This window comes from Methylobacterium sp. WL120 (assembly GCF_008039465.1).
In the GTDB taxonomy this organism is placed as follows: Bacteria; Pseudomonadota; Alphaproteobacteria; order Rhizobiales; family Beijerinckiaceae; genus Methylobacterium; species Methylobacterium cerastii.
On sequence record NZ_VRUT01000100.1, the window covers coordinates 1 to 18351 of the forward strand.

Genomic DNA, 18351 nt, shown 5'->3' on the forward strand with positions numbered 1-18351 from the left:
GCCGCCGACGCGGCCGGCCGCGTGACGATCCGGCCGGCGCCACCGCGGCGTGGCGACGACCCCGCCCCCGACAGCCTCGCCACTGACAGCCTTGCCGCAGGGGCGCCCGGCTTACTTGGCAAGGGGGAGGGCTCTGCCTACATTGGCTCGGCGTGCGCGGACGAACCCGCAGCGGCGGGCAGCCGGCCCACACGCCCCAGGGATTGATCGATGAACCCGAATTTTCGCAATTTTGCCTTGTGGGTCGTCATCTTCCTCCTCGTCCTGGCCCTGGTGACCCTGTTCCAGAATCCGGGTCACCGCGGCGGCGGGAGCGAGATCGCCTACAGCCAGCTTCTCAACGACGCCGACGCCGGCAAGATCCAGTCCGTGGTGATCTCGGGCCAGGACGTGTCCGGCTCGTATGTCGGCGGCGGCAGCTTCACCAGCTACGCGCCGAACGATCCCGGCCTCGTCTCGAAGCTTTCGGGCAAGGGCGTTCAGATCACCGCGCGTCCCCCGTCCGACAACACCCCGTGGTTCATCCAGCTCTTGGTCAGCTGGCTGCCGATCCTCGTCTTCATCGGCGCCTGGGTGTTCCTGTCCCGGCAGATGCAGTCGGGCGCCGGCCGCGCCATGGGCTTTGGCAAGTCCAAGGCGAAGCTGCTGAACGAGGCGCATGGGCGCGTGTCGTTCGATGACGTCGCCGGCGTGGAAGAGGCGAAGGAAGACCTGCAGGAGATCGTCGAGTTCCTGCGCGATCCCCAAAAGTTCCAGCGGCTCGGCGGGCGCATCCCGCGCGGCGTGCTTCTCGTCGGCCCCCCCGGCACCGGTAAGACCCTGATCGCCCGCGCGGTGGCGGGTGAGGCCAACGTGCCGTTCTTCACCATCTCGGGCTCGGACTTCGTCGAGATGTTCGTCGGCGTCGGCGCCAGCCGCGTCCGCGACATGTTCGAGCAGGCCAAGAAGAACGCGCCCTGCATCATCTTCATCGACGAGATCGACGCGGTCGGTCGCCATCGCGGCGCGGGCCTCGGCGGCGGCAACGACGAGCGCGAGCAGACCCTCAACCAGTTGCTCGTGGAGATGGACGGCTTCGAGGCCAACGAGGGCGTGATCATCATCGCGGCGACCAACCGCCCCGACGTGCTCGACCCGGCCCTGCTGCGTCCCGGCCGGTTCGACCGCCAGATCATGGTGCCGAACCCGGACGTCACCGGCCGCGAGCGCATCCTGCGCGTCCACGTCCGCAAGGTGCCGCTGGCGCCGGACGTCGACCTCAAGGTCATCGCCCGCGGCACCCCCGGCTTCTCGGGCGCCGACCTGATGAACCTCGTCAACGAGTCGGCTCTGTTGGCCGCGCGTCGCGGCAAGCGCATCGTCACGATGCACGAGTTCGAGGACGCCAAGGACAAGGTCATGATGGGCGCCGAGCGGCGCACCCTCGTCATGACCGAGGACGAGAAGCGGCTCACGGCCTACCACGAGGGCGGCCACGCCATCGTCGCCTTCAACGTGCCGGCCACCGATCCCGTCCACAAGGCGACGATCATCCCGCGCGGCCGTGCGCTCGGCATGGTCATGCAGCTGCCCGAGCGCGACAAGCTGTCGATGTCGTTCGAGCAGATGACCTCGCGCCTCGCCATCATGATGGGCGGCCGCATCGCCGAGGAGATGACCTTCGGCCCCGACAAGGTCACCTCGGGGGCGCAGTCCGACATCGAGCAGGCGACGCGGCTCGCCAAGATGATGGTCACGCGCTGGGGATTCAGCCCTGAGCTCGGCACCGTCGCCTACGGCGACAACAACGACGAGGTCTTCCTCGGCATGTCGATGGGCCGCCAGCAGACGGTGTCCGAGTCGACCGCCCAGAAGATCGACGCGGAGGTCCGCCGCCTCGTCGAGACCGGCCTGGAGGAGGCCCGTCGCATCCTCGCCGACAGGAAGGACGACCTCGAGGCGCTGGCGCAAGGGCTGCTCGAATACGAGACGCTGTCCGGCGACGAGATCAAGAACCTGCTGAAGGGCCGTCCCCCGGTCCGCGACGGCGGCGACGTGCCGCCGACCCCGGCCCGCGGCTCCTCGGTGCCCTCCGCCGGCCGCGGCCGGCCGAAGGAGAGCGACGGCGGACTGGAGCCGCAGCCGCAGGGCTGATCGGTCTGACCTGTCGGCCAACGAAGAGGGCGCCATTGCGGCGCCCTTTTCTTTGGGCGGTTAGCCCATTCGATGGATGAGGGCGCGCGGGTCCCCTGTCGCGTCCGGGAGAGGGGGCCGGTCGGCGCCACGCTGCGGAGCAGCGATGAGACAAGCTGCGCGATGACGGCGTCGATTCACTGTAACGGGACGCGATCTGCGCTCGCCGTGCGATCGATGATAGGTTGACCGAAAGGTCGCGCGCCCGAGGGGACGGAGAGTTTCGTGAGAAAGTATTTCGGCACCGACGGCATTCGCGGCCGGGCCAACGGGGTGATCACGCCGGAGCTGGCGCTGAAGGTCGGCCAGGCGGCGGGGCTGGTGTTCCAGCGCGGCGACCATCGCCACCGCGTCGTCATCGGCAAGGACACGCGGCTCTCGGGCTACATGATCGAGACCGCGCTGATCGCCGGCTTCACCTCCGTCGGCATGGACGTGCTGCAGCTCGGGCCGATGCCGACCCCGGCGGTGGCCATGCTGACCCGCTCGATGCGCGCCGACATCGGCGTGATGATCTCGGCCTCGCACAACCCGTTCGAGGACAACGGCATCAAGCTGTTCGGGCCCGACGGGTTCAAGCTCAACGACGCGATCGAGCGCGAGATCGAGGCGCTGATCGACAGCGAGCTGCACACCAAGCTCGCCGGCTCGATGTCGCTCGGCCGGGCCAAGCGCATCGAGAGCGTGCACGCCCGCTACATCGAGTTCGCCAAGCGCTCGCTGCCGCGCAACGTGACGCTGGACGGCCTGCGCATCGTGGTCGACTGCGCCAACGGCGCCGCCTACCGCGTCGCGCCCGAGACCCTCTGGGAGCTCGGCGCCGAGGTGATCGCCATCGGCGTCGAGCCCGACGGCTTCAACATCAACCGCGACGTCGGCTCGACGGCGCCGGCCGCCCTCGTCGCCAAGGTCCGGGAGCTGCGGGCCGACATCGGCATCGCGCTGGACGGCGACGCCGACCGGGTGCTGATCGTGGACGAGAAGGGCCAGGTCGTCGACGGCGACCAGCTCATGGCGGTCGTCGCCCGCTCGTGGAAGGAGGACGACCTCCTGACCCAGCCGGGCATCGTGGCCACGATCATGTCCAACCTCGGCCTGGAGCGCTACCTTGGCGGGATCGGCCTCTCGCTCGCGCGCACGGCGGTGGGCGACCGCTACGTGCTCGAGCATATGCGCGAGCACGGCTACAACCTCGGCGGCGAGCAATCCGGCCACATCATCATGTCGGACTACGCCACCACCGGCGACGGGCTGGTGGCCGCGTTGCAGGTGCTGAGCGTGGTCCAGCGCAGCGAAAAGCCGGTGAGCGAGGTCTGCCACTGCTTCGATCCGCTGCCGCAGATCCTGAAGAACGTGCGCTACCGCTCGGGCGAGCCCCTGCGCGCCGACAGCGTCGTCACGGCGATCGAGCACGCCCGCGAGCGCCTGGGCAACGGCGGCCGCCTCGTCATCCGCCCCTCCGGCACCGAGCCGGTGATCCGCGTGATGGCCGAGGGCGACGACCGCGGCCTCGTCAACGACGTCGTGGACGAGGTCGTGGATGCGGTGACGCGCGCCGCCGCCTGAGCCGGTCGGCTTGCGCGCATCCCCTCTCCCCGCAGGCGGGGAGAGGGCTTGGCCGACCTCGTCGTCGGCCAAGCGAGGCGGTAGCCGAAGGTGAGGGGGCTTGGCCGAAGGAGGCTCGTCCGTTGGCACCCCCTCACCGCCGCTACGGCCTTGCCTTCGCTTCCCGCACGGACGGCGAGGTCCGTGCGGGCCTCTCCCCGCCCGCGGGGAGAGGAGGCTCTCGGTCGACGAAGCGCATCCTTCGCGATCGAGCTTGAGAATGAACGTTCATTGACTTGGGAATGAACGTTCATTATACCAGCTCGGTACGCAGGAGTCCGCCATGGGCGTTTCCGTTTCCGACAGCCGGTTCGACCTCGCCCCCCGCCTCGCGGAGCTTCGCGCCGTCGCGACCCCGGCCAACCTCGCGGTCGCCGCGCTCCTCGGCCTCGGCTGGGTCGCGCTGATCGGCTGGACCGGGGCCGGCCCCGCCGGCTGGCAGGCGCGGTCCTGCGCCGGGCTCGATTTGCGGCCCGCCGCCTGCGCGGGCGTCCCGACGGGCAAGGATGCGAGCCGCATCGTTCCGCACGAGCTCACGGCGAGCGTCGCCCGATGAGCGCCGGCGGCGCGGTGGTCGCCGCGCGGATCGAGCCCTCGGCCCGGCGCGAGCACATCCTGGCGGCCGCCGAGGCGTGCTTCGTGCGCAACGGCTTCCACCGCACCACGATGCAGGACCTCGCCCGCGAGGCGGCGATGAGCCCGGGCAACTTCTACCGCTACTTCGCCTCGAAGGAGGACCTCGTCCTCGGGCTCGCCGAGGGCGAGCGCGCCCGCGGCGCCCGCCTGGTGGCCGAGCTGGAGCGCGACGGCGACCGCCGCGCGGCGCTCCTCGGCATCGTCACCCGCTACTTCGTCTCGATCACCCGCGAGACCGCGATCCTGCGGATCGACATCTGGTCCGAGGCGACCCGCAACCCGGCCATCGCCGCGATGACGGCGCGGGGCGAAGCCGAGGCGCGGAGCTGGTTCGTCGAGACCTTCGGCGTGTTGGCGCGGTCTCCCGCCTGCGATCCGGTCGCCCTCTACGCCCTGCTGGGTCCCCTGATGAAGGGCATCGTCGTCGATCGCGCGCTGCTGCCCGACTACGACCCGGCGGCATCCGTCGCCCAGCTCCTCGCCCTGCTCGAGGCGGGCCTGGACGGGCGCCTTCCCCTCGCCCCGACCTCCTCCGCGGAGCCCAGCCGATGACGTTTTCCGCGCCCGGCGCCCGCCACTTCGGGCTCGCCGCCCTCGTCGTATCCCTCGCGCTACCCCTGCCGGCGCAAGCCGGAATCGCCCCGGCGCCGGTCAAGGCGGCGCCCGCCCCCGCGGTCAGCGTGGTCGAGGCGGCGCGCCGCGAGATCGTCGAGAGCGTCGTCGTCACCGGCACGCTGGTGCCGCGCGACGAAATCCTGATCACCCCGGAGATCGACGGCTACCGCGTCACCGAGGTGCTGGTCGAGGAGGGCGCCCGGGTCGCCCGCGGCCAGGTGCTCGCCCGCCTGTCGCACGACCTGATCGACCGCCAGATCGCCCAGCAGGCCGCCCTCGTCGACAAGGCGACCGCCGCCGTGCCGCAGGCCGAGAGCACCATCGAGCAGGCGGAGGCGGCAGGCCTCGAGGCGCGCCTCGCCTACGACCGCGCCAAGCAGCTGATGCAGACCGGGAACGGCACGGCGGTGATCATGGAAGGGCGAACCTCGGCGATGCGCCAGGCCGAGGGCAAGCTCGCCTTCGCCCGCAACGGCCTCGTCATCGCCAAGGCCGAGCTTGCCCAGGCCAAGGCGGTGCGGGACGAGCTGGAGCTGCGGCTCGCCCGCACCGAGATTCGCGCCCCGGAAGCGGGCGTCGTCAGCCGCCGCACCGCGCGGGTCGGCATCACCGCCTCGTCCGCGGCCGAGCCACTGTTCCGCCTGATCGCACGGGGCGAGATCGAGTTGGAGGGCGAGGTCGTCGAGACCAAGCTGCCGCTCCTGCGGGAGGGCCGGCCGGCCTGGGTCGACATCGGCGCCGGCGCGCGCGTCCAGGGCAGCGTCCGCGCGGTCTACCCGGAGGTCGACCGGGCGACCCGGCTCGGCAAGGTCCGCGTCCGCCTGGACGCCGACCCGCGGCTTCGCATCGGCACCTTCGCCCGCGGCGCGGTCGAGATCGCCCGCACCCGCGGCGTCACCGTGCCCCAGGCGTCCGTGCTCTACGGCGGGCCGGAGCGCAGCAGCGTCCTCGTGGTCGCCGGCGACACGGTGGAGGCCCGCGCGGTCCGCACCGGCCTGTCCGACGACGACGACATCGAGATCCGCGGCGGCCTCTCCGAGGGCGAGCGCGTCGTCGCCCGCGCCGGCAGCTTCCTGCGCGACGGCGACAAGGTCCGCCCCGTCCCGCTGGCGGCCGTCGCCCCGGCTTTGGCCGAGGCGCCGTCGCCCGAGGCGAGCGCCGACGCCGACGCCCCGTGATCTGAACCCGTCCCCGCCGCACGCCCGAAAAGGACCGGCCGCCCGATGCGCCTGAACGTCTCGGCCTACGCGATCCGCAACCCGATCGGGCCGCTGGTCCTGTTCCTCGTCCTGATCGTGCTGGGCCTCGTCAGCTTCCGCGGGCTCGCGGTGACGCGGATGCCGAACGTCGACGTGCCGATCGTCTCGGTGGCGATCACGCAGAGCGGCGCCGCGCCGTCCGAGCTTCAGACCCAGGTGACGAAGTGGGTCGAGGACTCGATCGCCGGCGTGCGCGGGGTCAAGCACATCACCTCGGCGATCACCGAGGGCTCCTCCGTCACCACCGTCGAGTTCCGGCTGGAGGTGAACACCGACCGGGCCGTCAACGACGTGAAGGACGCGGTCTCGAAGATCCGCATCAACCTGCCGCGCACCATCGACGAGCCGGTGATCAGCCGCGTCGAGATCGCCGGCCTGCCGATCCTGATCTACGGCGTCACCGCGCCGGCGATGAGCCCGGCCGAGCTGTCCTGGCTCGTCGAGGACAAGTTCGCCCGCATCCTCCAGGGGGTGAAGGGCGTCGGCGGGGTCGAGCGCGTCGGGGGCGTGGCGCGCGAGATGCGCATCGAACTCCAGCCCGACCGGCTCCTGGCGCTCGGCATCACCGCGGCCGACGTGAACCGGCAGCTGCGCCTCACCTCGGCCGACATGGCGGGCGGGCGCGGCGAGGTCGGCGGCCGCGAGCAGTCGATCCGGACGCTGGCCGCCGCGCGGACGCTCGCCGACCTCAAGGCCACCTCCATCGTCCTGCCCGGCGGCCGCAAGGTGCGGCTCGACGACTTGGCCGCCGTGCGCGACGCGATCGAGGAGCCGCGCACCTTCGCCCGCTTCGACGGGCGCCCGGTTGTGGCCTTCGCGGTCTCCCGCGGCTCGGGCGCGAGCGACGCCGAGGTCGCCGCAGGCGTCGAGCGCAAGATCGCGGAATTCGAGACCGGCTATCCCGACGTCCGGTTCGAGAAGATCGACTCGTCCGTCTCGGCCACGATCGGCTCCTACGATTCGGCGATGCACACCCTGATCGAGGGGGCGGCGCTTGCCGTGCTGGTGGTGTTCCTGTTCCTGCGCGACTGGCGCGCGACGCTGATCGCGGCCCTGGCGCTGCCGCTCTCGGTGTTCCCGACCTTCTGGGCGATGGACGCGCTCGGCTTCACCTTGAACGGCATCAGCCTGCTCGCGATCACGCTGGTCACCGGCATCCTGGTCGACGACGCCATCGTCGAGATCGAGAACATCGTCCGCCACATGCGGATGGGGAAGTCGCCCTACCGCGCGGCGATCGAGGGCGCCGACGAGATCGGCCTTGCCGTCATCGCCATCACCGCGACCCTGATCGCGGTGTTCGCGCCGGTGTCGTTCATGCCGGGAATCGCCGGGCGCTACTTCATCCAGTTCGGGCTGACCATCGCGGTCTCGGTGTTCATGTCGCTGCTCGTGGCGCGGCTGATCACGCCGATGCTCGCCGCCTACTTCCTGCGCGACCACGCCCACGTGGAGGCGCGCGAGGGGCCGGTGATGCGCGCCTACGGCCGCCTCGTCGGCTGGTCGGTGCGCCACCGGGTGATCACCCTCATGGTCGGGCTGGCGTTGTTTGCCGGCTCGCTGGCCTCCACCGGCCTCCTGCCCTCGGGCTTCGTGCCGAAGCAGGACAACGCCCGCACCCTGTTCATGCTCGAGCTGGCGCCCGGCGCGCGGCTCGCCGACACCGTCGCCGTGTCGGACCGGGTGGTCGCCCGCATCCGCGCCCTGCCGGAGGTGGTGTCGGTCTTCGTCGACGGCGGCCGGCAGGTCGGCGGCAAGAAGGAGACGCGGCTGGCGACGCTCACCGTCAACCTGACGCCGAAGAACGCCCGCGCCAAGTCGCAGGCCGCGCTGGAGACCGAGATCGCCGGGCTCATCGCTCAGGAGCCCGACATCCGCTCCTGGTCGCTGCGCGATTCCGGCCAGCGCGACCTCGCCCTCGTGGTCGGCGGCCCGGACGCCGCCGTGGTGGCCGAGGTCGCAGCAAAACTCCAGCGCGACATGGCCGCGATCCCGCACCTCGTCGCGGTGATGTCCACGGCGCCCTTGAACCGCACCGAGGTCCGCATCCGGCCGAAGCCCGGGGTGGCGGCCGACCTCGGCGTCTCCACCGACGCCATCGCCGAGACGGTCCGCGTCGGCACGATCGGCGACATCGGCCTGAACCTCGCCAAGTTCAACGCCGCCGACCGCCAGGTCCCGATCCGGGTGCAGCTGCCCGACAGCGCCCGCGGCGCGGTCTCGCGGCTGGAGAACCTGAAGGTGCCGGCCAAGAACGGCACCGCGGTGCCGCTGGCGGCGGTGGCCGACATCGAGCTCGACCAGGGCCCGGGCGCGATCGACCGCTACGACCGCGTCGTGCGCGTCGCGGTGGAGGCCAACATGGAGGGCTCGGACGCGCTCGGCTCCCTCATCGCCCAGGCGCTGGAGACGCCGACGGCGAAGTCCCTGCCGCCGGGCGTCACCATCCGCCAGACCGGCGACGCCGAGATCATGGGCGAGGTGTTCTCCGGCTTCCTCCTGGCCATGGGCGCCGGGATCATGATGGTCTACGCCGTGCTCGTGCTGCTGTTCGGCTCGTTCCTGCAGCCGCTGACGATCCTCTTCTCGCTGCCGCTCTCGATCGGCGGCGCGATCCTGGGGCTCCTGGTGATGAACATGCCGATCTCGATGCCGGTGGTGATCGGCATCCTGATGCTGATGGGGCTGGTGACCAAGAACGCGATCATGCTCGTCGACTTCGCCGTCGAGGAGATGGGTCGCGGGGTCGACGCCGTCACCGCCATCGTCGAGGCCGGCCGCAAGCGCGCTCGCCCGATCGTGATGACCACGATCGCCATGGCCGCGGGCATGGTGCCCTCCGCCATGGCGCTCGGCGTCGGCGGCGAGTTCCGCGCGCCGATGGCGGTCGCGGTGATCGCCGGGCTGATCGTCTCGACCCTGCTCTCGCTGGTCTTCGTGCCGGCTTTGTTCCTGCTGATGGAGGGCCTGAGCCGGGTCCTCGGACGGGTGTTCGGCCGCTTCGTCGGCGCCCGCGACGAGGCCGGGCAGGCCCATCCGTCCCCTTCGCCTTGAGGAAACCGAATGCCAGTCCGTTCCGCCCGCGTCTCGACCCTCGCCCTCCTCGGCCTCGCCGCCGCCACCCTCGGCGCGAACCCGGCCGCCGCGGCGGATCCCACCGGCACCTGGTTCACCGAGGACGGGCGTGCCCGGGTGCGGACCGAGCATTGCGGGCCGGGCGGCGCCAACCTCTGCGGCTACGTCGTCTGGGGTTCGAAGCCGCTGGGCGAGGACGGCAAGCCGAAGATCGACCGCTACAACCCCGACCCGAAGCGCCAGGCGCGGCCGCTCCTCGGCCACCAGATGATCCTCGGGCTGAAGAAGAACGACGACGGGCGCTTCGCCGGCAAGATCTACAACGGCGACAACGGCAAGTCCTACGACGTGACGATCTGGAGCGAGACGCCGGCCGAGCTGTCGGTGAAGGGCTGCCTGCTCTCGGTTCTGTGCCAGACCCAGACCTGGACGCGGGTGGGCGACGTGGTCCCCGGTCAGATCACCGCCGCCACCGACACCCCCGGCGGCCCGCGCTCGGACCCCGAATGGGCGCCCAAGCCCGGAGCCGCGCCGAAGCCGTCCGCCAAGCCCGCGGGCGCGCCGGCGCCGAAGTAGCGGCGCGAAGGTCTCACGAACGGCGACGGCGCGCTTCGACCCATCCAACCCCCTCATCCTGAGGTGCGGATGCGAAGCGGCCGCCTCGAAGGAGCCCTCCGGAGGCCGCTGCGATCCCTCGAGGCCTCCTTCGAGGCCCGCTGACGCGGGCGCCTCAGAATGAGGCGGAGGGCGGGATGGGGCGTCGGCGACGCTCCGGAACTCTAACCGGTCGTCCCCGGCACGCGGGTCGAGCGCGAGTTGAGGGTGCCGAGGCTGCCGGCCAGCGCCCGCGTCGCCGACGCGACGGCCGCGGCGCCCTCGTCGAAACCGCGGGCGGAGAGCGCCGCGGCGAGGTCGTGGAGGGAGGCCTCCAACTCGCGGGTCAGCACGTGCTCGCCGAGGGCGGAGAGCGAGCGGTGGGCGATGTCGGCGAGCCGCTCCGCCGTCGGCGTGGCGACGTGGCCGAGCAGGATCGCCAGGCTGTCCATGGCCTCGGCCAGCGTCTGGCACTGGATCGATTCCGAGGCGACGACGATCACCGCCTCCAGCGCGTCGGTGGCCGCGGTCGGGGCGTGGTCGGCCAGGATCACGCGCGCGTCCGGCGCCTCCGGCGGGTCGAGCTCGCCGGGGCTCCAGCGGGCGACGACGTCGCGCAGGGCCAGGAGGACGACGCGGCCGGGGCTGGGGTTGGACTTGGCGGTCGAGACCGAGGTCCAGGCGATGGTGGCGAGCTGGTGCAGCCCGTAGCCGGCGTCGTGCCCGAGGTCGCGCCCGTCGTCGAAGGTGAGCGCGCGCAGGCACGCGGCCTCGATCGCCGCCCGCGCCTCCGCCTCCAGCAGGAAGCCCGGCCGGGCCCGGATGTCGAAGAGCGGGTCGCCGAGCGCCCGGAAGGTCCCGACCGGGACCCGCATCAGCACCTCGACGGCCTCCGGCGCCGCGCGCACGACCGCGGCCTCGATCCTGTCGGGGTCGAGGCCGACGACGTAGCCGCGCTCGGTCGCGCGAACCACCGCGCGCGCGCTCCAGCCCGGGCGGGGCGTCCGCCGGGTGCGCGCGAGCAGGCGCTCGTCGTCGGCGCGGGCCTTCAGGATCTGTTCGTGGATGAACTGGACGATGCGCTCGGGCCGCATCTGGTCGATGGTGTTGTAGAGCATCACGATGACGAGGCAGAGGGCGAAGGTCGTCATCACCAGGGCGAGGCTCGTGCCGAAGACCGGCCGGTGGAACTCGGTGTTGGTCACCAGGGTCATCAGCACGAAGACCGACAGGCCGACGAAGTAGCCGAAGTAGAACTGGTTGGTGCGCCGGGCCATGAACTGGTCGGTGACCTGCGCGGTGAGCGAGGCCGCGCCCTGCTGCACGGCGATGAGCAGCAGCGAGAAGGTGATCGACGTCACCGTGATGATGCTCGACGCCACGGTGGTGAGCAGGCTGCCGAGCGCCGCGCGATCCCCGAGCAGTTCGCCGAGCCAGCGGAAGCCCGTCGGCGCCGCGCCCCCGGACCAGGAGCGGTCGGCGAGGTAGACCAGCGCGTTGAGCCCGACGAAGCCGACGATCGTCGCGAGCGGCAGCGCCAGGAACTGCCGGAAGGACCGCCGGACGGCGGCGGCGACGCGGTTCGGGACCGTCTCGATGGCTGGCATGGTCGGCGGCGTCGCTCCTGTGTGCCCCTCCTATAGGGGCATCCGCCCGGAAAGGGCCGACGGAAACCGCCGCGCCGATCCCACCCACCGCCCTGATCCTGAGGTGCGGCCGCGAGGCGGCCGCCTCGAAGGAGCCCTCCAGCCGGCCGCTGCGATCCCTCGAGGCCTCCTTCGAGGCCCGCTGACGCGGGCGCCTCAGGACGAGGGCGTGGGTTGGATCGCGGCCGTGCCGGCCAGCGCCTCCGCGTAGATCGCGCGCGCGTCGGGGCGGGTCACCGTCCGCGGGTTGTTCACCAGGAGGCGGGTCTGCTTCATCGCGTCGTCGGCGAGGCGATCGAGGTCGGATTCCGCGATGCCGACCGCCGACAGCGAGGCCGGGACGCCGCAATCGCGGCAGATCGCGGCCAGCGCCGCGACGAAGCGCTCGGCCGCCTCGGCGTCGGGCCGGTCGCGGGCGTCCGGGTCGAGGATCGGCGCGAGCTCGGCGTAGAGCGCCTGCGCCTCGGGCAGGTTGAAGCGCAGCACGCCCATCAGCACCAGCGCGTTCGAGAGCCCGTGCGGCACGTGGAACCGCGCGCCGACCGGGTAGGCCAGCGCGTGCACCGCCGCCACCGGCGCGTTGGCGAAGGCCATGCCGGCGAGCATCGACCCGAGCAGCATGCCTGAGCGCGCCTCGACATCGCCGCCGTCCGCGCAGGCGGTGCGGATGTGGCAGGCGAGCAGGCCGAGCGCCTGCCGGGCGAGGCCGTCGGAGATCGGGTTCTTGCGGTGGCGGCTGGTATAGGCCTCGATCGCATGCACCATCGCGTCGACGCCGGTGGCCGCGGTGACGGCGGCGGGCAGGCCCAGCGTCAGCTCCGGGTCGAGCACCGCCCAGTCGGGCAGCAGGCGCGGGGCGACGACGCCCTTCTTCTCCTGGGTCGGCGTGGTGACGATGGCGATCGGCGTCACCTCCGAGCCGGTCCCGGCGGTGGTCGGCACCAGGATCAGCGGCAGGCGCGCGCCCTTGGCGAGGCCGACGCCGTAGATCGCATCGAGGGCCTCGTGCGAGCGGGCGAGGTAGGCCACGAGCTTGGCGGTATCGAGCGCCGAGCCGCCGCCGATCGCCAGCACCAGTTCGCTGCCCGACGCCCGCGCGAAGGCGGCCGCCGCCTCGACCACGTGGCTCGGCGGGTCGGCGACCACGTCCTCGAACACCGCGACCCGGCAGCCGGCCTCGGCCAGCGCCGCTTCCGCACCCCACGTCAGGCCGGCGGCGCGCACGCCCCGGTCGGTCACCAGCAGGACGTTCTTCGCCCCGAGCCCGGCGACGAGGTCGGGGATCTTGGCGACCGCCCCGGCCTCGAACAGCAGGTTCGGCGTGGTCTGGAACAGGAACGGGGTCATGGCCGGGCGCCTCGGCGGAAGGGTGTTTCGCCGCGCCAGCCTACAGCGCCCGGGATCGTTCGCCAGCGGGAGCCGGCCCGGCTCCGTGGACGATCCGGCGGAAAAACCGCCGCGTCGCGCAGGCGGACGGGATCACCGGACGACCGCTCCCACGTCCTGCCGCCAAGTTTGCCACGAGACCGGCAGGTCGCCGGACGCAGGCGGCATGCGGGACGTCTCGGTGGAGCTGCCCGTGAAGCCGCCATCGAAGTCGATCGCCTCTCCGGCGTAGCGGGAGGCCAGACCGTAGATCGCCCGGCCCCGGCAGCTTGCGATCAGGGATGCGCCTCGGGTGGTCATGGCCGGCGGACCCGCGGCCTCGGCGAAGGCGGCCGACACGATCCAGACCTCGACGGCCTCGCGCGCCGCGATCGGCTCGGCGCAGAAGGCGCCCCGCACGCAGTGATACCCGCTGATCGCGACCCGCTCCGGCCCGACGAGCGTCAGCAGCACCGCCGCGGCGTCGGGTCCCCCGGGGCCCGGGACGACGCCGTAGGGCACGGCCCCCTTCGCCCGGGCGGCGACCGTCCAGCCCTTCGGCAGGACGGCCGCGATCCTCCGCTCCGCCGCGTCGGCCGACAGGGCGACCGCCTGACCGGCGGGGCACCCGCCTGGCCGGTCGCAGGCCGCCTGCAGGAGGAGGCCGAGCCCCGCCAGGATGCGGGCCAGGCTCACGCAGTCCTCCGCGATCGGCCGGGTCGGCCGCCGGCCGGCTCGGGGGCGAGGCGCCAGGCCGTCACTTCCGCAACGGTATGCCCTTGGTGGTGAAACGCGGCGCGCCCGGGTGGCGCGCGGGTCGCGGCTGGCCTCCCGTCTTGCCCCCTGCCTTGCCCAGGCCCGTTCCCGGCGGCTGCGAGGACGGCACGAGCTGCTCCGGCCTCGGCCCGATCAGGTCGGCGCGGCCCATCGTTCGCAGCGCCTCCCGCAGCAGGGGCCAGTTCTCGGGGTCGTGGTAGCGCAGGAACGCCTTGTGCAGCCGGCGCTGCCGCATCCCCTTGATCGCGTCGACCGGCTGGCTGCCGCCGCGCCGCACGCCCTCCAGCGGGTTGATCTCGGTGTGGTACATGGTCGTGGCGGTCGCCATGGGCGAGGGCAGGAACGTCTGCACCTGGTCGGCGCGGTAGTCGTTCTTCTTCAGCCACAGGGCGAGGTTCAGCATGTCCTCGTCGGTCGTGCCCGGATGGGCCGCGATGAAATACGGGATCAGGTAGTATTTCTTGCCGGCCTTCTTGGCGGCGGCGTCGAACATCTCCTTGAAGCGGTCGTAGGTGCCGATGCCCGGCTTCATCATCAGGTCGAGGGGTCCGCGCTCGGTGTGCTCGGGCGCGATCTTGAGGCGGCCGCCGACGTGGTGGGTCACCAGTTCCTCGACGTATTCGGGGCTTCGGACCGCGAGGTCGTAGCGCACGCCCGACGCCACCATCACCTTCTTGACGCCCTCGACCTCGCGGACCTTGCGATAGAGCCGGATCAGGTCGTCGTGCGAGGTGTTCAGGTTCGGGCAGATGTCCGGGAAGACGCAGGACGGCAGCCGGCACGCCGCCTCGATCTTCGGGTCCTTGCACGCCATCCGGTACATGTTGGCCGTCGGCCCGCCGACATCCGAGATCACGCCCGTGAAGCCCGGCGTCTTGTCGCGAATGAGCTCGATCTCGCGCAGGATCGAGCCCTCCGAGCGGTTCTGGATGACGCGCCCCTCGTGCTCGGTGATGGAGCAGAAGGTGCAGCCGCCGAAGCAGCCGCGCATGATCGTCACCGAGAACTTGATCATGTCCCAGGCGGGGATCTTCGCGTCGCCGTAGGACGGATGGGGCGCGCGGGCGTAGGGCAGGTCGTAGACCGCATCCATCTCCTCGCTGGAGAGCGGGATCGGCGGCGGGTTCAGCCACAGGTCGCGGTCGCCGTGGCGCTGGACGAGGGGGCGGGCGTTGCCTGGGTTGGCCTCCCGGTGCAGCACCCGCGAGGCGCGGGCGTAGGCCTCCTTGTCGTCCTTGACCTCGTCGTAGGCGGGCAGCCGGATCACGGTCTCGCCGGGGCGGCGGCCGGCGGCCTCGTCGGCCGAATCGAGGTCGTCGGCGGGCAGCTCCGTGTAGTGCTCGGGCACGCGGCGGAACAGGGCGACGCCCCGGACGGAATCAAGGTCCTGCGGCGCCGCGTCGGCCGCGAGGCGGTTGGCGACCTCGACCACGGCGCGCTCGGCGTTGCCGTAGAGGAGCAGGTCGGCCTTGGCATCCGCCAGGATCGAGCGGCGGACCTTGTCGGACCAGTAATCGTAGTGGGCGATGCGGCGCAGCGAGGCCTCGATGCCGCCGAGGATGATCGGCACGTCCTTGTAGGCCTCGCGGCAGCGCTGCGTGTAGACGATGGTCGAGCGGTCGGGGCGCTTTCCACCTTCGCCGCCCGCCGTGTAGGCGTCGTCGTGGCGCAGGCGACGGTCCGCCGTATAGCGGTTCACCATCGAATCGAGGTTGCCGCCGGTGACGCCGAAGAACAGCGCCGGCCGGCCCAACGCCTTGAACGGCTCCGCCGACTGCCAGTCCGGCTGCGCGATGATGCCGACCCGGAACCCCTGCGCCTCGAGCAGCCGGCCGATGATGGCCATGCCGAAGCTCGGATGATCGACGTAGGCGTCGCCCGTCACCAGGACGATGTCGCAGGAATCCCACCCGAGCGCGTCCATCTCGGCGCGGCTCATGGGCAGGAACGGCGCCGCGTTCCTGGATGGCCGCATCTGGCAGGCGAGGGGCGCCGGGGATCGGCTCGCAGAAGCTTGGAGGTCCATGGGGTCCGTGCATAGACCGCCGGGGCCGCGAGCTCAACGAAGGGCGCGCGAGGCGCGACCGGATCGACGCGGCCGGGACCTGCTTTCAGACCGCGCCGGACGCGGGACTCGAAGACAGGCGGAAAGCGGGCATTCCCACGTCGGCCCGGCATCCGTTCCGACAGCCGCGTCCGCGCGTGGATGGACGCGCGAACGGCGAGGCCGGGACGAGACCCGTCAGTCGACCAGGCCCGCGCCTCGGGCCGACGCCCCATCCGCCCCGCGCCTCACCACACCACCGCCTGCCCGTCGCGGCGCGGGTCGCTGGCGGCGGCGTAGCCTTCGATGGCCGGGTCGCCCATGCGCCAGATGAACTGGCCGGCGCCGAAATCCTGGTAGCTGTCCTGGATCACGTCGACCCGGTGGCCGCGGGCGACGAGGCCGTCGAGGGTGTCCTGCGCCATCGCCGATTCGGCGTTGATCTCGAAGCCCTGGTTGAAGCGCCAGCGCGGGGCGTCGCAGGCGGCTTGCGGGTTCTGGCCGTGGTCGATCATCCGCACCAGGGTCTGCAGGTGGCCCTGCGGCTGCATGTTGCCGCCCATCACGCCGAAACTCATCACCGGGGCGCCGTCCTTGGTGAGGAAGCCGGGGATGATGGTGTGGAACGGGCGCTTGCCCGGCGCGACGCAGTTCGGGCTCGCTGCGTCGAGGACGAAGCCGTAGCCGCGGTTCTGCAGCGACAGGCCCCAGTCCGGCAGCACGACGCCAGAGCCGAAGCCCATGAAGTTCGACTGGATGAAGCTCACCATCATGCCGGATTCGTCGGCGGCGGTGAGGTAGATCGTGCCGCCGCGCACCGGGTTGCCGGCGCCGAAATCCTGGGCGCGGCGCGGATCGATGAGCTTGGCGCGCGAGGCCAGGTAGGCGTCGTCGAGCATCGCTTCGGGGCTCACCCGCATCGCGAAGCCGTCGGCGACGTACCGGTAGGTGTCGGCGAAGGCGAGCTTCATCGCCTCGATCTGCAGGTGCTGCGCCGTCGCGCCGTCCACCGCCATCCCGGCGAGGTCGAAGTTCTGGAGGATGCCGAGCGCGATCTGCGCGGCGATGCCCTGCCCGTTCGGCGGGATCTCGTGGAGCGTGTAGCCGCGGTAGTCCTTCTTCGTCGGCGTCACCCATTCCGGGCGGTAGGCGGCGAGGTCCGCCACCGTCATCGCGCCGCCGTTCTCGCTCGCGTGCCGCGCCATGGCCTCGGCGATCTCGCCCTCGTAGAAGGCCTTGCCCTTGGTCTCGGCGATGGCGCGGAGCGTCCGCGCGGCGGCCTTGAGCGTCACCAGTTCGCCGACGTCCGGCGCGCGGCCGCGGGGCAGGAAGAACTCGGCAAAACCCGGCTGGCGCACGAGGTCGGGGACCTGCGCCGCGGCGGCCCATTTCTGCTGCACCACGATCGGCGCGAGGTATCCGCGCTCGGCGATCTCGATCGCCGGCTCCATCAGGTCGGCGAAGGGCAGCTTGCCGAAGCGCTCGGACAGGGCGACCCAGGCGCCGACGGCGCCGGGCACCGTCACCGAATCCCAGCCGCGCATCGGCGGGCGGGCGGCCGGCCCGTATTTCCGCGCGAAGTAGTCCGGCGTCCACGCCGCCGGCGCGCCGCCCGAGGCGTTGAGGCCGTGCAATTCCTTGCCGTCCCAGAGGATGCAGAAGGCGTCCGAGCCGAGGCCGTTGCTGCACGGCTCGGTGAGCGTCTTGGCCGCGGCGGTGGCGATCGCGGCGTCGACCGCGTTGCCGCCCTTCCACAGCATCCGCATCCCGGCCTGCGCCGCCAGCGCGTGCGAGGTCGCGACCACGTTGCGGCCGAACATCGGCATGCGGATCGAGGGGTAGGCGGAGGTCCAGTCGAAGGTTTGCGACATGTCGGGTCCCAGATACCGAGCGGACGTACCGGCGTCAGGCTGAGATTCGTGCGAAGCCTCAGCGCGCCTGCATGCGCATCGCGCCGTCGAGCCGAATGGTCTCGCCGTTGAGCATCGGGTTGCGGACGATCGCCAGCACGAGGTCGGCGTATTCCGCCGGCCGGCCGAGGCGGGCGGGGAAGGGCACCGCGGCCCCTAAGCTGTCCTGGACCTCCTGGGGCAGGCCGAGGAGCATCGGCGTGCCGAAGATGCCGGGCGCGATGGCGCAGACGCGGATGCCGAGCGGCGCGAGTTCGCGGGCCGCCGGCAGCGTCAGCCCGACGATGCCGGCCTTCGAGGCGGCGTAGGCGGCTTGTCCCACCTGGCCCTCGTAGGCCGCGATCGAGGCGGTGGAGACGATCACCCCGCGCTCGCCGCCCTCGAGCGGGTCGAGCCCGGCCGCGCCCGCCGCCACCAGCCGCATCAGGTTGAACGAGCCGACCAGGTTGACCTGGATCACCTTCGCGAAGGCTTCGAGCGAGGCCGGCCCGTCGCGCCCGACGATGCGGGCGGCCGGGGCGATGCCGGCGCAGTTCACGAGGATGCGGGCGGGGCCGTGCGCCTCGGCGGCCCGCGCGATCGCCGCCTCGGCGCTCGCCGCGTCCGCCACGTCGCAGGCGATCCCGATCCCGCCGACCGCCTCGGCCCGGGCC

General features: G+C 72.0%; 13 protein-coding genes. 7 read left to right on the forward strand and 6 right to left on the reverse strand.

Annotation, left to right across the window (positions count from 1 at the left end; genetic code table 11):
• Positions 1–210 precede the first annotated feature (210 nt).
• The 7 genes from ftsH (at position 211) to FV229_RS17805 (ending at position 9938) form a co-directional block, all read left to right on the forward strand.
• Entirely contained in the window at positions 211–2133 is a 1923-nt protein-coding gene (ftsH, locus tag FV229_RS17775; RefSeq protein WP_147728678.1) for an ATP-dependent zinc metalloprotease FtsH, read from the forward strand.
• 264 nt (positions 2134–2397) lie between these two features.
• The gene (gene glmM / locus FV229_RS17780; protein WP_147753241.1) at positions 2398–3738 is read left to right on the forward strand and encodes a phosphoglucosamine mutase; all 1341 of its coding nucleotides are present in this window, start codon (positions 2398–2400) and stop codon (positions 3736–3738) included.
• A gap of 322 nt (positions 3739–4060) precedes the next feature.
• Positions 4061–4333, forward strand: a complete 273-nt coding sequence (locus tag FV229_RS17785) for a hypothetical protein (RefSeq protein WP_246688239.1) — start codon at positions 4061–4063, stop codon at positions 4331–4333.
• The gene (locus tag FV229_RS17790) at positions 4330–4965 is read left to right on the forward strand and encodes a TetR/AcrR family transcriptional regulator (protein WP_147753242.1); all 636 of its coding nucleotides are present in this window, start codon (positions 4330–4332) and stop codon (positions 4963–4965) included. Before FV229_RS17785 ends, FV229_RS17790 begins: the two co-directional genes overlap by 4 nt.
• On the forward strand, positions 4962–6206 hold the full coding sequence (locus tag FV229_RS17795; RefSeq protein ID WP_147753243.1) for an efflux RND transporter periplasmic adaptor subunit: 1245 nt from the start codon (positions 4962–4964) through the stop codon (positions 6204–6206). Before FV229_RS17790 ends, FV229_RS17795 begins: the two co-directional genes overlap by 4 nt.
• Before the next feature lie 45 nt (positions 6207–6251).
• Positions 6252–9341: an efflux RND transporter permease subunit gene (locus FV229_RS17800; protein ID WP_147753244.1), complete on the forward strand. Its 3090-nt coding sequence runs from the start codon at positions 6252–6254 to the stop codon at positions 9339–9341.
• A 9-nt stretch (positions 9342–9350) separates the two neighbouring features.
• Entirely contained in the window at positions 9351–9938 is a 588-nt protein-coding gene (locus FV229_RS17805) for a DUF2147 domain-containing protein (protein WP_147753245.1), read from the forward strand.
• A gap of 203 nt (positions 9939–10141) precedes the next feature.
• Here FV229_RS17805 and FV229_RS17815 read toward each other — a convergent pair whose 3' ends face one another.
• From FV229_RS17815 to FV229_RS17840, 6 genes are all read right to left on the reverse strand, one after another.
• Positions 10142–11563, reverse strand: coding sequence for a DUF2254 family protein (locus FV229_RS17815; RefSeq protein ID WP_147753246.1), 1422 nt, complete (start codon positions 11561–11563; stop codon positions 10142–10144).
• Between the two features lie 195 nt (positions 11564–11758).
• Entirely contained in the window at positions 11759–12949 is a 1191-nt protein-coding gene (locus tag FV229_RS17820; RefSeq protein ID WP_147753247.1) for an iron-containing alcohol dehydrogenase, read from the reverse strand.
• Between the two features lie 132 nt (positions 12950–13081).
• Positions 13082–13663: a hypothetical protein gene (locus tag FV229_RS17825; RefSeq protein ID WP_147753248.1), complete on the reverse strand. Its 582-nt coding sequence runs from the start codon at positions 13661–13663 to the stop codon at positions 13082–13084.
• A gap of 61 nt (positions 13664–13724) precedes the next feature.
• Positions 13725–15719, reverse strand: a complete 1995-nt coding sequence (locus FV229_RS17830) for a YgiQ family radical SAM protein (RefSeq protein ID WP_246688240.1) — start codon at positions 15717–15719, stop codon at positions 13725–13727.
• A gap of 317 nt (positions 15720–16036) precedes the next feature.
• Positions 16037–17659, reverse strand: a complete 1623-nt coding sequence (locus FV229_RS17835) for a gamma-glutamyltransferase family protein (RefSeq protein ID WP_147753250.1) — start codon at positions 17657–17659, stop codon at positions 16037–16039.
• A gap of 58 nt (positions 17660–17717) precedes the next feature.
• A partial coding sequence (locus FV229_RS17840; protein ID WP_147753251.1) for an SDR family NAD(P)-dependent oxidoreductase occupies positions 17718–18351 on the reverse strand: 634 nt, incomplete at its 5' end.

Bases quoted from the DNA above. Each gene is read 5' to 3' on its own strand.
- ftsH (WP_147728678.1), top strand. From the start codon at position 211: ATGAACCCGAATTTTCGCAATTTTGCCTTGTGGGTCGTCATCTTCCTC.
- FV229_RS17785 (WP_246688239.1), top strand. From the start codon at position 4,061: ATGGGCGTTTCCGTTTCCGACAGCCGGTTCGACCTCGCCCCCCGCCTC.
- FV229_RS17790 (WP_147753242.1), top strand. From the start codon at position 4,330: ATGAGCGCCGGCGGCGCGGTGGTCGCCGCGCGGATCGAGCCCTCGGCC.
- FV229_RS17795 (WP_147753243.1), top strand. From the start codon at position 4,962: ATGACGTTTTCCGCGCCCGGCGCCCGCCACTTCGGGCTCGCCGCCCTC.
- FV229_RS17800 (WP_147753244.1), top strand. From the start codon at position 6,252: ATGCGCCTGAACGTCTCGGCCTACGCGATCCGCAACCCGATCGGGCCG.
- FV229_RS17805 (WP_147753245.1), top strand. From the start codon at position 9,351: ATGCCAGTCCGTTCCGCCCGCGTCTCGACCCTCGCCCTCCTCGGCCTC.
- FV229_RS17815 (WP_147753246.1), bottom strand. From the start codon at position 11,563: ATGCCAGCCATCGAGACGGTCCCGAACCGCGTCGCCGCCGCCGTCCGG.
- FV229_RS17820 (WP_147753247.1), bottom strand. From the start codon at position 12,949: ATGACCCCGTTCCTGTTCCAGACCACGCCGAACCTGCTGTTCGAGGCC.
- FV229_RS17830 (WP_246688240.1), bottom strand. From the start codon at position 15,719: ATGCGGCCATCCAGGAACGCGGCGCCGTTCCTGCCCATGAGCCGCGCC.
- FV229_RS17835 (WP_147753250.1), bottom strand. From the start codon at position 17,659: ATGTCGCAAACCTTCGACTGGACCTCCGCCTACCCCTCGATCCGCATG.